Raw genomic sequence first — 15,303 nt, forward strand, 5'->3', positions numbered from 1 at the left:
GCTTTTACTTGCATAGGACTGACATGCAAACGCAACTCTTCATCGGCGGCCGCTTCGTGCCGGCTGCAAACGGCGAGACCCTCGCTTCCCTCAATCCGCACGACAACTCGGTGATTGCCGACGTCGCGATGGCCGGACCCGCCGATGTCGATCGCGCCGTGGCGGCGGCGAAAGCGGCGTTTCCGAAGTGGAGCAATCTCGCCGCGATGGAGCGGGGGCGCTTGCTGCTCAAGCTAGCCGACGCAATCGAGGCGAACGCCGACGCGCTGGCACGTCTCGAATCGCTCGACACCGGCCACCCGATTCGCGACACGCGCAATCTCGACGTGCCGCGCACGGCGGCTACGTTCCGCTATTTCGGCGGCATGGCCGACAAGTTCGAGGGCTCGGTGATTCCGGTCGAGCAGGGCTTTCTCAACTACATGACGCGCGAGCCGGTCGGCATTGTCGGACAGGTGGTGCCGTGGAATTTTCCGCTGATGTTCACGAGCTGGAAGATGGCGCCCGCGCTCGCCGCAGGCAACTGCGTGATCATGAAACCCGCCGAACTCACGCCGTTGTCGAGTCTCGCCATCGCGGAACTGATGGCCGAAGTTGGATTTCCGGACGGTGTCGTCAATATCCTGCCGGGCCTGGGTCATGTCGCCGGCCAGTACATTGCCGAGCATCCGGAGATCAGCAAGGTCGCCTTTACCGGCTCGACTGCGATCGGCCGCAAGATCGTGCAGGCGTCGAGCGGCAATCTGAAGAAGGTACAGCTCGAACTCGGCGGCAAGGGCGCGAACATCGTATTCGGCGACGCGAATATCGATGCCGTCGTGCAAGGCTCCGCATTCGCGATCTTCCATAACCAGGGGCAGGCGTGCATTGCCGGCTCGCGGATGATCGTTCACGAATCGATCGCTGACGAAGTGCTCGAGAAGTTCACCGCGTTGAGCCGCACGATCCGGATCGGCAATCCGCTCGATCCACTGACCGAAATGGGCCCGCTTACCTCGCGTCAGCATCGCGACCGCGTGCTGTCGTTCGTCGACGTCGCACGCGAACAGGGTGGCCGCGTGCTGGCGGGCGGCAAGGCGCCGGACGATGCCGCGCTGGCGAATGGCTGCTATGTCGAGCCGACCATCGTTGAGGCAAAGCCGGAGCATCGGGTATCGCAGGAAGAGGTGTTCGGTCCGTTCATGACCGTCACCACATTCCGCACGGACGAAGAAGCGCTCGCGATTGCGAACGGCACCGAGTACGGTCTCGGCGCGGGTCTCTGGACCCGCGACCTGCAACGCGCGCATCTCGTGGCACGTGAGATTCGTGCCGGCATGGTGTGGATCAACTGCTACAAGCGCGTAAGCCCCGCGTCCCCGTTCGGCGGCGTCGGCGCGAGCGGCTATGGCCGCGAGATGGGTTTCGAAGCGATGCGCGAATACACGCAGCCCAAGTCGGTCTGGGTCAACGTGGATGCGCAGATTCCCCCTTACTACCCGCGCTGAACCACCATGGAACCGTTTATCTATAACGGCCTGCCGTCCCGCGTGATCTTCGGCGCGGGCAGTCTCGACCAGCTCGATCGCGAGATCGGTTTGCTCGGCGCAACGCGGGCGATCGTGCTGTCCACGCCGCAACAGCGCGCCCAGGCCGAAGCGCTGGCTGCAAGCCTTGGCTCGCGGGCCGCGGGCGTCTATGCCGAAGCCGTGATGCACGTGCCGATCGAAACCGCTCGCGCGGCCCGCGACTTTGCCACGCAGGTCGGCGCCGATTGCGCGATCGCGATAGGCGGTGGCTCGACAACCGGACTCGGCAAGGCGATCGCGCTCGAAACCTCGTTGCCGATCATCGCGATTCCGACCACCTATGCCGGCTCCGAAATGACGCCGATATACGGCCTGACCGAAGACGGCGTCAAAAAGACCGGCCGTGATCTGCGTGTGCTGCCGAAGACGGTGATCTACGACCCGTCATTGACCACCTCGCTGCCGCCCGCGTTATCGCTGACGAGCGGCATCAACGCAATCGCGCACGCGGCGGAAGGGCTTTACGCGCAGGACACGAACCCGATCGTCGCGCTGATGGCGGAAGACGGGATCCGCGCGCTCGGCCAGGGCCTGCCTCGCGTGATGCAGCAGCCGGACGATCTCGCTGCACGTGGCGAGTGCCTGTATGGCGCATGGCTGTGCGGCGCGGTACTCGGCAGCGTCGGCATGGCGCTGCACCACAAGCTGTGCCATACGCTCGGCGGCACGTTCAATCTGCCGCATGCGCAGACGCACACGATCGTGTTGCCGCACGTGCTTGCCTATAACCGCGCGGCCGCACCCGAGGCGATGAAGCGCATTGCTCGCGCGCTGCATGCCGACGACGCCGCGCAAGGCGTTTTCGATCTGGCACGCGATCACGGCGCGCCGACCGCACTGAAAGACATCGGTGTGAGCGCAACCGATCTCGACGTCGCGCTCGATCTCGCGCTGAAGAATCCGTACTGGAATCCGCGGCCAGTCGAACGAACGCCGCTACGCACGCTGCTGGAAGCTGCCTTCGAAGGCAGACGGCCGGATTAGCGCGAACGACCCCACTCATACAAAAAAATTCAGGAGACGATCATGGACGCACATTCCTTCGATGCCAAACGCCGCCGCTTCGTCACGCTCGCAGCGGGCGGCGCTGCCGTCGCCGATCGTCACGTTCGGATTGTCGATCGTGATCCAGAACGTGTTGCAACAGGTGTTCTCCGCGGATCCGCGTTCGGTCGCCACCGGCAGCTTCGAGTCGCAGAGCATCACGCTTGTCGAAGCGCCGTCGACTCCCCACCGTGCATGAGGTCGGCCATGAACGCGGCGAATCCCGAACCTCTGGCGGTCTTCCTGTGCGCGCTCGACGACATTCCTGACGGCGGTGCGCTTGAAATTCCGGCTCAGCAAAGCGGCGCGCCAGGCATCGTCGTTGTGCGCCGCGGCGACGACGCATGGGCCTACCGCAACGTATGCCCGCACTTTTCGATTCCGCTCAATTACGAACCGAATACTTTCTGGGCCTACGACGCGGAATTGCTGATGTGCGCGCATCACAGCGCGATGTTCCGCTTCGAAGACGGTCAGTGCATCGACGGCCCATGCGAGGGCGCGGCGCTCACGCGCGTTGCGATCCGTATCGAGCAGCGAAAGATATTCAATGACGAGTGAAGAAGACGGGCATGAAGAAGACGAAATCGAAGCGCACCACCGGTTACGTCGAAGCGATTTATCAGCGCGCGGGGGGGCGATGCGGCGGTGACGCGGGCGTGGATCAACGGCTTGTTGCAGCCGGACGGCGCGGCGAGCAACCGGTCGCAGACGCTCGCGCGCATTGGTTTGCGCACGAGTTTTTGAGCGGGAAGCCATTCGTGCGCAATCGGTTGCGTAACTCGCGAATGTCTGAATCGCCCTGCCTGACTGAGTAATCAGGGTTAACTATGGCATCTTTAGGCTTTGACATCGGCAAATTTGCAATTTATTATGCAAACGATTGCACTGATGGAGATGCCCCGTGGAAGATTCAAACCATCTGAAGAACATCGTCGACGACGCCGCTTCGATCACCGCGGTTGTCAAGGCGGCCATGAGCCAGACTGACAATCCCCGGCTCAAGGAGCTCCTCGACGCGCTGGTGGAGCATGGCCACGCGTTCCTGAAGCAGGTCAAGCTGACTGACGAGGAATTCGAGAAGGGCCTTGATTTCGTGAGGGCGGTCGGCCTGGCTTGCAACGACAAGCACAACGAGGTCGTTCTGCTCGCCGACGTGCTGGGTCTTTCAACCCTGGTTACGTTGCTGAACAACTCGGACGCAAGCGGTCGCACACCGGGCGCCCTGCTGGGGCCGTTCTACCGGGGTGATTCGCCGCAATACGCGAATGGTGAAAGCATCGCATGCGAGAACTCGCCCGGCTCCCCGCTCATCGTGAGCGGACGCGTGCTCAACACCAAAGGCGAGCCTGTTGCCAACGCCAAAGTCGACGTCTGGCAGGCCTCGCCAGTCGGCTTGTACGAAAACCAGGATTCGAGCCAGCCCGACAAGAACCTGCGCGGTCACTTCTACACCGACAGCGAAGGGCGGTTCACCTGCAAGAGCGTGCGCCCCGCCGGCTATCCTGTGCCCACTGACGGGCCGGTAGGCGTGCTGCTTGAACAGCAGAATCGCCACCCGTTCCGGCCAGCGCATCTGCACTTCGTGATCATCGCGCAAGGCTACGCAACGCTGGTCTCGCAAGTGTTCGCCGATGACTCGGAGCATCTGAATTCCGACGTCGTGTTCGGTGTCAACCGCCGTCTCGTCGGCACGTTCCAGCGCCACGATTCCAGCACGGGTCCGAGGCAGGACATAGACAGGCTGTACTACACGCTCGACTACGACTTCGTTCTTGCCGAAGGAACGCCGACCTACCCAACTCCCCCCATCAAGTAAAGAAGAGGTCTCACGTGTCGAACACACTTTCAGGGAAGGTTGCGGTCATCCTCGGCGGAACCGGCGGTATCGGCGCTGCTGCGGCTCACCGTCTTGGGCAAGCCGGCGCCCGCGTCGTGGTGGTCGGTCAGCGTGACCTCGCCAAAGCGCAGCGGGTAGCCGACGATCTGCCGGGTGAGGGCCATACCGCGGCGCTCGCTGCCATTACCGAGAGCGAGAGCCTGAACGCGCTGGCCGGGTTGGTGCGCGACCGGTATGGCCGCGCCGATATTCTCGTGAACACGGCGGGTTTCACCCAGCCCGTCAAGCATTCCGACCTCAATGCGCTCACCGACGAATTGATCGATGAGATTCTGAAGGTCAACTGGCGCGGGCAATTCGCGGCCATCCGCGCTTTCCGCGAACTGCTCGATGCGTCGGGGGACGGCCTGGTCGTCAACGTTTCCTCGATTTCCGGCACCACGGGCAATGGCAGCAACATCGCCTACTGCGCGGCCAAAGCCGGGCTTGATGTGATGGCGGCCTCGCTTGGCCGTGCGCTTGCACCTCGCATTCGTGTCCTGAACGTGTCCCCGGGGGTGGTCGACACCTCGTTCGTTCCGGGGCGTGGCGATGACTTCAACGACAAGGTCGCGGCCACCACGCCGCTAGGCCGCATCGCGACGCCGGACGATATCGCGGCGGCCATCGAGGCCTGTGCCACACATCTGAAATTCAGCACCGGGGTGACCATCGTCGTCGACGGTGGCCGTCGCCTGAACTAGTTGCAGCGAGGCCCACCATGCATTCCCGCAAGACCATCATCACCTGTGCTGTAACAGGCAATATCACCAAACCGGAGCAGCACCCGGGGCTGCCGGTCACCCCCGGGCAGATTGCGACCGCCTCGCTCGATGCGGCACGCGCCGGTGCGGCCGCCGTTCACATCCACGTGCGCGATCCCGAGACGGGGCGGCCCTCGATGGAGGTGGCGCTTTACCGGGAAGTCATCGAGCGCATCCGCGCGGTGAATGCCGACCTCATCATTAATCTCACCACAGGCCCGGGCGGCCGCTTCATCCCGAGCGACGACGACCCCAGGGTCGCGGCGCCAGGCACCACCTTGCTGCCACCGGAAAGGCGCGTCGAGCACATTCTCGAACTCAAGCCGGACATCTGCAGCCTCGACCTGAATACGATGAACTCCGGCGGCGACGTTGTCATCAATACACCTAAGAATGTCACGCGCATGGCTAACGTCATCCGCGAGGCGGGTGTCAAGCCTGAACTTGAGATTTTCGACTCCGGCGACTTGCACCTCGCGTTGGACCTGATCAAGGAGGGCGTTCTCGACGGGCCGGGGCTTTGGACCCTGGTGATGGGCGTCAAATACGGCTTCTCGGCCAGTCCGGAAACGCTTCTCTACGCGCGTAACCTGCTACCCCGTCAGGCCGTCTGGTCGGCCTTCGGTGTCGGCCGTTCCGAATTCCCGATCGTCGCCCAGGCATGGCTGGCGGGCGGCCATGTCCGGGTCGGACTTGAAGACAACATTTACATCGCCAAAGGCGTGCTCGCCGAAAGCAATGCGGAGCTGGTCACGCGTGCGCGCGACATCGTGCATTCGCTGGGCGGCGAACTGGCGAGCAGCCAGGAGGCGCGCGAGCTGCTGGGGCTGAAACGATGAGCGCGCTTCAGGACGCGTCGGTATTTGGCGCGCCACAGGTGGATCCGAGCGTCTACATCGGCCATGGCACGACACTAGTCGGCGACGTGAGCATCGGCCGCCAGTCGTCCGTTTGGTACAACTGCGTGCTGCGCGGCGACGTCCAGAAAATTGTGGTCGGCATGCGCACGAACATCCAGGACGGCACGGTCATCCACGGCACGACCAACGGTCTGCCAGTGATCATCGGGGATGACGTGACCGTTGGCCATGGCGCGATTTTGCACGCCTGCACCATAGAAAACATGGGGTTTGTCGGGTTCGGGGCGCGCGTACTCGATGGGGCCGTCGTCAGGTCGGGCGGCATGCTGGCCGCAGGGGCGGTCCTCACGCCGCGCAAGGTGGTAGGGGCGGGTGAGTTGTGGGCGGGAAACCCGGCGCGGCTGTTGCGCACGCTGAGTGATGAAGAATTCGAGGGCATGGCAGCGTCAGCTGTCCGCTACGCGACACTTGCCGAGCGTTATAAAACCGCTCGACCTGTCATCTTGACCTTTTAGGAAATCAAACAATGAAAACAGTTCGTGTATTGGAAAAGAGCGCCGACATCGAATCGCTCGATCTGCAGATTGGCGCGCAAGATGCGCCGGACGTCGACTTTGCCGAGTGTCTCGTGCGCGTGGTGAGCGCCGCGGTGAATCCGAGCGACGTGAAGGCGGTGCTGGGCTTCATGCCGCATGCGGTCTGGCCGCGCACGCCGGGCCGGGATTACGCCGGCGTTGTTGTCGAGGGGCCGCAGGAGATGCTCGGCAAGGAAGTGTGGGGCAGCGGCGGCGAACTGGGTATCCGGCGCGACGGCACGCATGCCGGCTATCTCGCTGTGCCCGTGGGCAGTGTGCGCGCCAAGCCGGCCAATCTGAGCATGGAGGAGGCGGGCGCGATCGGCGTCCCCTTCGTGACCGCTTTCGAAGGACTGCAACGAGCGGGCGGCGTGAAGGAGAGCGACGTCGTCCTCGTGCTGGGCGCAAACGGGAAGGTGGGGCAGGCAGCGATCCAGCTTGCGACCCAGGCCGGGGCGAAGGTGTTGGGTGTCGAGCGCACGAATGAACCGTACATCGGCCATGCGAACGCCGACGTCACCATGATCGACGCCTCGTCGCAAAACCTCGACGAGGTGGTGCGTCAATTGACAGACGGCCACGGCGCGGACATCGTGTACAACACGGTTGGCAGTCCATACTTCGAAAAAGCCAACAAGGCCATGGCGGTGCGAGGGACGCAGATTTTCATCTCTACCATCGAACGTCCGGTGCCATTTGACATCTTCACGTTCTATCGGGGGCAGCACACCTATGTCGGCATCGATACGCTCGCGCTCGACAGCACGGAAGGCGCACTCATTCTCGACGCGTTGCTGCCGGAATTCGAACGTGGCACGTTAAAGCCGTTTCCGATCGTTGATGATTTTGTCTTCGATCTCTCCGACGCGGCGCTCGCGTATCAGGCCGTTTTCCGCGGCGCGGCTAACCGGGTTCTGCTCAAGCCATGAACGTAACCCGCTTCGAAGAGGCGCCGGAATATTTTCCGCCCAACCACTTTTCAATGCGGTGCGTCCGGCTTCAAGGCCATGAAGCCGGACCGGCGGAATCGCTGTGGCTAGGCGTTTCGGCGATCGAGCCGGGCGGCTACACCACATCGGATGCGTCGCCCGTTGAAAAACATTATGTGGTGCTGGAAGGTGAGGTCGTCGTGGTGACCGATGAAGGTGAGGCTATTCTCACGGCCTTCGATTCGTGCCGCATTGCACCGGGAGAACGGCGCGCATTGCACAACCGTTCCCGCAGCCCGGCGAAGATTCTGCTGGCGATGCCGTTTCTGCGGCCTGAGCAATGCTGATACGGCGACGGCAGCGATGACCGCCCGCATGCTTTCCATGGCGGCCCGCAAAGGTTGCGCATGATGCATTCCAGCTGTGTTGCGACAGATATGCGGCTTGGCGCGGGTGAACAGCGGCATGCCCAGGCCGCCGCTGCCGGCTGCTTTCTCTATGTGCGGCAAGGCGGCGCATGGATAACGGCGGGCCGGCGCGCGTACTGTGTGACCCAAGGCAATGGCATCTGGCTTCCGCAGGCTGTCACCTATTGCGTCCTGGCCGTGTACAAAGCCGATATTTGCGCGCTGCGAATCGATACCGTCCCGAGTGCCGATTTTGTACCGGCGGCGCGCGTTCTGAATTGCTCCGACGTATTGATCGCGATTTTCTCGGCGACGCAACGATCGACTATCGAACGCTCATATGCAGCGGTCGTGGCCCTGTTAGCCGACGAGCTGCGCGCGGTGCCTGAAACCGCGGGGCATTTTGCTGTCCGCATGCCGTCATCCGGAAGCCGTGTCGCGGCGCTATGCGAGGTGCTGCTCATGCATCCAACCAGGGATTTGGCGCTCAAGGACGCGGCAAACCGGGCGGCAGTCAGCTGCCGCACCTTGAGCCGGATTTTTACCAGGGAACTGGGCGCCAGTGTCGGCCGATGGCGCCGGGAGGTGCAGATAGGGGCGGCGATGTGCGCCCTTGTACATGGGATTTCCGTGGCGGAGACGGCCCGTGTTCTTGGCTTCACATCGAGCGCGTTTTCGACGCTCTTTAAATTGCGGATCGGCCATTCACCACGCGAGTGGCTCGCGCTTCAGTGCATCCGCTTGCCTGAACGAAGCGCTTCAGGCTGAACCTGAGCGCTTCTATGCTCACTCGGCAGAAGCGGGCGCGGTTTTCGATGTTCTCGTTCGCAACGGCGTGTTGCGCGGCGCGGCGGTCGAGCCGCGCACCATCAGTTCGGGGGGGAGCGTAATGCGGTGTGGGGCCGCGCCGGGTGCGGCAATCATCCCGAGCAGCAGTCTGGCGGCCTGGCGGCCCATTTCCCGGTGCTGGATGCGCAGCGAGGTGAGCGGCGGATGGAGCATGTCGAGAAGCGGCATGTCGTTGTGGCCGATGAGCGAAATATCGTTTGGGCACGTCAGATGTTGTGCTGCAAACACGTCATAGCACCCCAGCGCGATCAGGTCATTCGCGGCAATGATCGCAGTCACGCTTTTGTGCTCTTTCAGCAGCTGGTCGCAGGCCACCCGGCCCGCTTCCCGCGTGAATTCGGCGGCTTCGAGGATGACTGTCCCGCTCAGGCGATGCTGCTGCGTCGCCATCTGGAAGCCCTGGATTCGCGAGAGGCCGGTTGCGAGGCGCTCAGGGCCGGCGAGATGCGCAATCCGCTTGTGCCCTAGCTCCACCAGGTGATCGACCGCAAGCCTCATGGAGAGGAAGTCGTCGTTAATCACTTCCGGCACCTGTCCGCCTTCCTCCGCGCGATTCACCAGCACGACGGGTATGCCGTCGAGAATGCAGCGGCGCACCAGGGGGTCGTGACGGGCCGCGGTTGCGAGGACCAGGCCGTCCACCTGGCGCTCGAGCATCTGCTCAAGCATGCGTTCCTGGTCTTTCAACGTGCCGACGGTGTTGGCGATCAGGACGCCATAGCCAACGGCTGCGAGTTCTTCTTCGATGCCACAGACAATTGGCGGGAATACCGGGTTCTCGATATCGGGCAGGCACACCCCGACCACCCTCGACTGGCCCCCGCGAAGCGCCGACGCGAGCTTGTTCTGACGGTAGCCCAGCGATTTCGCGGACGCCAGCACCCGGCGGACGACTTCGTCTCCGATCAGGTGACGGGTTGCAGGATTGAGGGCGCGCGAGACCGTCGACGCGTTGACAGATGCATGCAGCGCGACTTCGCGAATCGTGACGCGGCTCGTTGCCCGGGATTCTGATGTTTTGGCCATGGAAGTCATTGTATAGGTGCAAAGGGTTGCTCTCAATGTTGCAGGTACAAACCCTATGTGCTGGGCGTCATAAATGAATTGACAAGTGTATCTATCGGGATAGTATATGCATACGTTTGCATAAAGATTGTTGCATAGTAAAAAGGTAAAAACTGCATTCGTGACACAGTAAAAGATTACTAATTGATTTGCTTTAAAGCAAACGATTGCATTGATTGTGCGCAAGATTGAATGTGCTTCCCGGGATGCATTCCTGCAACCGGGCTGGCGTACCGGGCACTCGCTTGAGGGCCGCCGAAAAACAGTTAAACGGAGACGACCTTGAAACTGACGACAAAACTCACGAGCCGACTGGCGAAAAAACGCATTCTCATCACCTGTGCGTTCGCACTGGGCATGGCCGCGGGACCCAACGCGTTTGCAACAGGCGAGACCGTTGCGGCCTTTTACAAGAATCAGGTCGATCCGCATTTCGCGCTCGTCCACGCCGGCGTGGACGCAGCAGCGAAGGATCTCGGCGTTTCGGTAACCCATTACGCGCCGACGCGTCCCAATGATCTTGGCGAGCAGCTCAGCGAGCTCGAGGACGTCAGTGTCAAGAAACCCAGCGTCGTGCTGTTCATGGGCGTCAACCCTCATGGCGTCGTTCCGGAGATCGAGAAGGTCAATGCGATCGGCATCCCCATCATCAACTACAACGATCGGGTCGCAGGCGGAAAATTCGCCTCCGTCGTCGTTGCCGATGACTTCAATCTGGGGCTGGACGTCGGCCGTTATCTGCTGAAGAGCATGGGCGGGACAGGCAATGTCGTCATTCTCGAAGGTGTGAAGGGTTCCACCACGAGTGACGAACGGGTGCGCGGTTTTCACAAGGCGCTGGAGGAATTTCCGAACGTCAAGCTGCTCGCCTCCCAGCCGGCGAACTATCAGCGTTTGCAGGCGCTTCAGGTGATGGAGAACCTGATTCAGTCGAATCCGAAGATCGACGGTGTTCTGGCGGCGGCGGACGTGATGGCGATGGGGGCCATCGAGGCATTGGAGGCGGCCGGCCAGAAGCAGGTCAAGGTGGTGGGTATCGGGGGCGTGCCGGAGTCGGTCAAAGCGATCAAGGACGGCCGGCTGCTGGCGACCGCCGAATTCAACGGCTACAAGATGGGCTGCATTGCCACGATGGCTGCCGTGAAGACGGTGCGTAAGGAGCCCGTTCCGCAGACCATTCTGATCAAAGGCATCGTCATCGACAAAACGAACTATGCGCCATTCGAAGTGCCGGGCGACAAACGGCAGTGCCCGAAATGGGGCGATGTCGTGAGTAACTAACGCGCCACGCGTTCGCGCTGCCGCGCTGCCGGATATCGCTCGAACGATACGCCGGCACCGCCAGTGACTGCTCAAGCCACACAATGAAGGCAAACATGGAAACAACGATTCCGACCCTCGGCGTGCCTCTTCTGGAATTGCGCAAGATCTGCAAGAGCTTCCCGGGCGTGCGCGCCCTGACTGACGTCGACCTTCAGCTGTATGCCGGTGAAGTGCATATGCTTCTCGGGGAGAACGGCGCAGGGAAGTCGTCCTTGATGAAGGTACTGTTCGGCGCGTATCGAGCCGACTCCGGCGAGTTCTTCAGCAACGGCCAGCCGATCACAATCGAGTCGCCCGCCGACGCCAAACGACTCGGCATTGCGGTGATCTTCCAGGAGTTCTCCCTCGTACCGCATCTGAACATCGCGCAGAACATCTACCTGGGGCGTGAACCGCGCAATCGCTTTGGCCTGATCGATCATCGCAAGATGCATCTCGACGCGAGAGCCGCGCTCGAAGAACTCGGACTTGCCTACGATACCTACGCGTACGCGGCCGACCTCGGCGTTGCGCAGCAGCAGATGGTGGAGATCGCGAAGGCGCTCTCGCACCATGCCCGCGTGGTGGTCATGGACGAGCCGACGGCAGCGATTTCCGATCGCGAGGCCGAGGCGCTGTTCAGCGTCGTCAGGAAGCTGCGCGAGTCCGGCGCTGCGATTGTCTATATCTCCCATCGCATGAAGGAGGTGTTCGACCTCGGCGATCGCGTCACGGTATTGCGTGACGGCCGTCTGGTCCAGTCGATGCTGGCCACCGCGGCGACACCCGATGAACTGATCGCATTGATGGTGGGCCGGTCAGTCGGGACGGTGTACAAGCGCCAATATTTCGGCGAGCCGGGCAAGGTCGCGCTCGACGTGCGCCAGCTGACCACCACCACCGGCGTTCGCGGTGTCGACCTGCAGGTCCGGTGCGGCGAGATCGTCGGACTCTCGGGACTTGTCGGCGCCGGGCGCACGGAGGTCGTGCGGGCGGTCTTCGGCGCGGACCCGATTGAAACCGGCCAGGTCACCGTTTTTGGGGAGGCGGTGACCGGCGGTCCTCACAAAGTCGCGGCGATGGGCGTGGGGCTGATTCCTGAGAACCGGAAGCAGGAGGGGCTGGCGCTGAAGCGCTCCGTGCATGAAAACCTGCTCACTGCCAGCCTGTGGAAACTTTTCCCGAGAGGATGGTATCAAGCGGAGAAAGCAAGGAGTGCGACTAAAGCGCTCATTGATTCCTTGCGGATCGCACCTGGTGACCCCGGTAAGAGCGCTCGTGTCCTCAGCGGCGGCAATCAGCAGAAGATCGTGATTGGCAAATGGCTCAGCGCCGGCTGCAAGCTGTTCATATTTGATGAGCCGACGCGCGGCATTGATATAGGCGCAAAGACGGAAATTTTCAATCTGATCGAGAAACTGATCAAAGACGGTGCCGCCGTTCTGCTCATCAGTTCTGAATTGTCGGAGATTGTTCATGTTTGCGATCGCGCATACGTCATGCGCGAAGGCGTGGTCTCGGGTGAATTGCCCAGAGAAAGCCTGAGCGAACAGAACATTCTTCGCCTGGCGATGCACGGGAGCTAAATCATGGAAGCAACTGTTGAACGAGTCGGTGTGATACGAAAGCGGCGGCCTGTGCCGTCGATTGTCGCGGCGAGCGGCATACTCGTGGTGGCGGCGATGCTCGGTGTGCCCGGGTTTGCATCGAGTGGCAACATCGTCAACATCGGACTGCAGGTCTCGATCCTGCTCATGATTGCCATGCCGATGACGCTGGTCATTTTGAGCGAGGGGCTCGACCTCTCCGTGGGTGCGCTCCTCAGTCTCTGTGCGGTCGTTTTCGCCCAGGCTCTGGGGTTGGGGTGGGGCATCGCGCTAGCGTTATGTGCTTCAGTAGCGGTGGGGATGCTGACCGGTCTCTTCAACGGCGCACTCATCGCGAAGCTGGGGCTTCCTCCCTTTGTTGTCACACTCGGTACGCTCGGTATTGCCCACGGTGTAGCGCTCGTTCTGACGGACGGCAACGCGGTTGTCGTCGCGAACCCCAGCGTCGCTCAGCTCTACGCGTGGACCCTTCTCGGCATTCCGCTTCCGGTGATCTTTGCGCTCCTCGCGTATGCGTTCACGCATCTCCTGCTGTATCACACCCGGTTCGGCACCTATGTGTTCGCCATCGGCGGTAATCGGGATGCGTTGCTTCTCGCCGGTATCAAGGCCAAAGTCTTTCACATTGCGATCTATGTCTTCGGCGGATTGATGGTCGGATTGGCGGCATTGGTGCTGGTCGGCCGGATGAATTCTGCCGAGCCTAACTCGGCAATCGGCATGGAGTTCGATGCGATTGCGGCCGTGGTCCTCGGTGGCACGTCTTTCGAGCGTGGCGAAGGATGGTTGTTCGGCACGGTCATGGGCGTATTGACGATCGGCGTTTTGCGCAATGCGTTGAACCTCCTTGGCATTGAGTCTTCTCTTCAGGTGGTGTCCGTCGGCATGCTGGTACTCCTTGTCGTTGTCATCGATAGTGTGCGCAAGTCCAGAGTCAATGGAGCGAAAGCATGAGTATTCTGAACAACTCCCGCTTCGTATGGTCCCGCGTCAGCCAGCTGGATGTGCGTCATCATGTCCGCGAGGAAACGGCCACGCTGATCTATCGCGGCGTACTCATCGTTCTGATTGCGATGGCACTGGCTCTCGCGACGTCTGCGTTCTCCACAGCCCCCAATCTGCTCAACGTTCTGCGTCAGGCCAGCCTGATGTTCCTGCTCGCTTCCGGCCTCACGCTGGTGATCCTGTCCGGCGGCTTCGATCTCTCGATCGCGGCCAATCTTACGCTGTCGGCCTGTCTCGCGGCGGGCGTCATGAAGACCGGCGGGTCGCCGATTCTGGCGGCCGCAACCGCGCTTTCATGCAGTACGCTGATCGGCCTGCTCAATGGTCTCGCCGTGACGTTGCTGCGGCTTCCACCGTTTCTCGCCACCTACGGGATGCTGTGGGTCATTCAGGGGCTCGCGTTCCATTACATGGGCGGTAACGAAATCTACGGCTTTCCGACGGGGTTCAGAACACTGGGCACAGGCTTCCTCGGCGGCATACCGTTGCCCGTGTACATGATGGTGTTCGTGCTGGTTGGCGCGACGATCGTCACGGGAGGGCTCAATTTCGGCCGGGAAATCTATGCGATTGGCGCCAATAGCGAGGTTGCGAGGCTCTCAGGCATACCGGTGCGCCGCCGCAAAATTGCTGTTTATACGATCAGTGGCTTGATGTCCGGGATTGCCGCGCTCATCTATCTGGCGCGGGTCAACGCAGCGGATTCGGCCATGGGCGAGCCGCTTCTGCTTCCCGTTATCGCGGCCATATTGATTGGCGGCACGTCCCTGTTCGGTGGCGCGGGGAGCTTGCTGGGCACTCTGTCCGGGTGCCTCATTCTTGCGCTCGTGATCGACGGGATGAACCTCCTCAACCTCAACGCAAACTGGCAGCCACTGATCATTGGCGCCGTTCTGCTGATTGCCGTGCTCGCGGACGTGCTGGGACGGGGCAGAAAAGAGCGGATCGGCTGACTCTGCCGGTGCCGGGCGGCAAACGACCTCAGGGTTGTTTGCCGCCTGTTGTTTTTTCGTCTTGCATACACCTTTGCCGCCGTTGCCGCTATGTCAAGTAACCGTTAGTCACGAAAACGGACTCTTTGATAAGCGGCGAGACTTCGAGGTCAAGGACTTTAAGACGATGTTCCGTATTATCTGCATAACGATCCGGTCGACACAAATGCAATCGATAGCCAGATCGGTCTGATTGAAATGCCAGGGGAAAACGTGAGTCGATAAATTCTTTGGCCAGCGAGGATCGCGTAATACAATGCAAACGATTGCATATGTATTGCAGAAGTAGGGCTTGAGGAAGGATTTGGCGTGGTGGTGGGGGGAGAGCTGGCTAAGGCGACGACCGCGGCAATCTGGTTGTCTTGCAGGTGCGTCGTGCGTTTTTTTTAGCCTGTCTTTCCTGCCTGGACGATTCGTAGAACGAATATATAAATGCGAGCTGCGGAGTCGGAAGCGG

At 61.4% G+C, this 15,303-nt stretch carries 17 protein-coding genes; 16 read left to right on the forward strand and 1 reads right to left on the reverse strand.

The window, feature by feature from the left end:
* Positions 1–23 precede the first annotated feature (23 nt).
* From P3T22_RS07230 to P3T22_RS07285, 12 genes are all read left to right on the forward strand, one after another.
* Positions 24–1,487, forward strand: coding sequence for an aldehyde dehydrogenase family protein (locus P3T22_RS07230; RefSeq protein ID WP_063499543.1), 1,464 nt, complete (start codon positions 24–26; stop codon positions 1,485–1,487).
* 6 nt (positions 1,488–1,493) lie between these two features.
* The gene (locus tag P3T22_RS07235) at positions 1,494–2,552 is read left to right on the forward strand and encodes a maleylacetate reductase (RefSeq protein WP_063499542.1); all 1,059 of its coding nucleotides are present in this window, start codon (positions 1,494–1,496) and stop codon (positions 2,550–2,552) included.
* 61 nt (positions 2,553–2,613) lie between these two features.
* Positions 2,614–2,811, forward strand: a complete 198-nt coding sequence (locus P3T22_RS07240) for a hypothetical protein (RefSeq protein ID WP_181448437.1) — start codon at positions 2,614–2,616, stop codon at positions 2,809–2,811.
* 8 nt (positions 2,812–2,819) lie between these two features.
* The gene (locus tag P3T22_RS07245; protein WP_063499540.1) at positions 2,820–3,173 is read left to right on the forward strand and encodes a Rieske (2Fe-2S) protein; all 354 of its coding nucleotides are present in this window, start codon (positions 2,820–2,822) and stop codon (positions 3,171–3,173) included.
* 11 nt (positions 3,174–3,184) lie between these two features.
* On the forward strand, positions 3,185–3,430 hold the full coding sequence (locus P3T22_RS07250) for a hypothetical protein (protein WP_429324624.1): 246 nt from the start codon (positions 3,185–3,187) through the stop codon (positions 3,428–3,430).
* 158 nt (positions 3,431–3,588) lie between these two features.
* Positions 3,589–4,431: a dioxygenase gene (locus P3T22_RS07255; RefSeq protein ID WP_082855510.1), complete on the forward strand. Its 843-nt coding sequence runs from the start codon at positions 3,589–3,591 to the stop codon at positions 4,429–4,431.
* Positions 4,432–4,445: 14 nt separating this feature from the next.
* Positions 4,446–5,195, forward strand: a complete 750-nt coding sequence (locus tag P3T22_RS07260) for an SDR family NAD(P)-dependent oxidoreductase (RefSeq protein WP_063499537.1) — start codon at positions 4,446–4,448, stop codon at positions 5,193–5,195.
* A 17-nt stretch (positions 5,196–5,212) separates the two neighbouring features.
* Complete coding sequence (locus P3T22_RS07265; RefSeq protein ID WP_429324625.1) at positions 5,213–6,094, forward strand: 3-keto-5-aminohexanoate cleavage protein; 882 nt, start codon at positions 5,213–5,215, stop codon at positions 6,092–6,094.
* A complete protein-coding gene (locus P3T22_RS07270; RefSeq protein ID WP_063499535.1) occupies positions 6,091–6,630 on the forward strand; it encodes a gamma carbonic anhydrase family protein in 540 nt (179 codons plus the stop codon). Before P3T22_RS07265 ends, P3T22_RS07270 begins: the two co-directional genes overlap by 4 nt.
* 11 nt (positions 6,631–6,641) lie before the next feature.
* Positions 6,642–7,619 (forward strand): quinone oxidoreductase family protein, encoded by a 978-nt coding sequence (locus P3T22_RS07275; RefSeq protein ID WP_429324626.1) that lies wholly within the window; start codon positions 6,642–6,644, stop codon positions 7,617–7,619.
* Positions 7,616–7,966 (forward strand): cupin domain-containing protein, encoded by a 351-nt coding sequence (locus P3T22_RS07280; RefSeq protein WP_063499533.1) that lies wholly within the window; start codon positions 7,616–7,618, stop codon positions 7,964–7,966. Before P3T22_RS07275 ends, P3T22_RS07280 begins: the two co-directional genes overlap by 4 nt.
* 90 nt (positions 7,967–8,056) lie before the next feature.
* Positions 8,057–8,794 (forward strand): helix-turn-helix domain-containing protein, encoded by a 738-nt coding sequence (locus tag P3T22_RS07285; RefSeq protein ID WP_429324627.1) that lies wholly within the window; start codon positions 8,057–8,059, stop codon positions 8,792–8,794.
* Between the two features lie 18 nt (positions 8,795–8,812).
* Here the strand turns inward: P3T22_RS07285 and P3T22_RS07290 are convergent, their stop codons facing one another.
* Complete coding sequence (locus tag P3T22_RS07290; RefSeq protein ID WP_429324628.1) at positions 8,813–9,910, reverse strand: LacI family DNA-binding transcriptional regulator; 1,098 nt, start codon at positions 9,908–9,910, stop codon at positions 8,813–8,815.
* 312 nt (positions 9,911–10,222) lie between these two features.
* Here P3T22_RS07290 and P3T22_RS07295 point away from each other — a divergent pair, with 312 nt between their 5' ends.
* The 4 genes from P3T22_RS07295 (at position 10,223) to P3T22_RS07310 (ending at position 14,807) form a co-directional block, all read left to right on the forward strand.
* Positions 10,223–11,221 (forward strand): sugar ABC transporter substrate-binding protein, encoded by a 999-nt coding sequence (locus tag P3T22_RS07295; protein WP_236720979.1) that lies wholly within the window; start codon positions 10,223–10,225, stop codon positions 11,219–11,221.
* 95 nt (positions 11,222–11,316) lie between these two features.
* Positions 11,317–12,828 carry a sugar ABC transporter ATP-binding protein gene (locus P3T22_RS07300; RefSeq protein WP_063499530.1) on the forward strand — a complete coding sequence of 504 codons (1,512 nt, stop codon included), beginning with the start codon at positions 11,317–11,319 and terminating at the stop codon, positions 12,826–12,828.
* Between the two features lie 51 nt (positions 12,829–12,879).
* Positions 12,880–13,803: an ABC transporter permease gene (locus P3T22_RS07305; RefSeq protein ID WP_429324629.1), complete on the forward strand. Its 924-nt coding sequence runs from the start codon at positions 12,880–12,882 to the stop codon at positions 13,801–13,803.
* Positions 13,800–14,807, forward strand: coding sequence for an ABC transporter permease (locus P3T22_RS07310; protein ID WP_429324630.1), 1,008 nt, complete (start codon positions 13,800–13,802; stop codon positions 14,805–14,807). Before P3T22_RS07305 ends, P3T22_RS07310 begins: the two co-directional genes overlap by 4 nt.
* Positions 14,808–15,303: the final 496 nt, after the last annotated feature.

This window comes from Paraburkholderia sp. GAS348, from assembly GCF_050434205.1.
Taxonomy (GTDB): Bacteria; Pseudomonadota; Gammaproteobacteria; order Burkholderiales; family Burkholderiaceae; genus Paraburkholderia.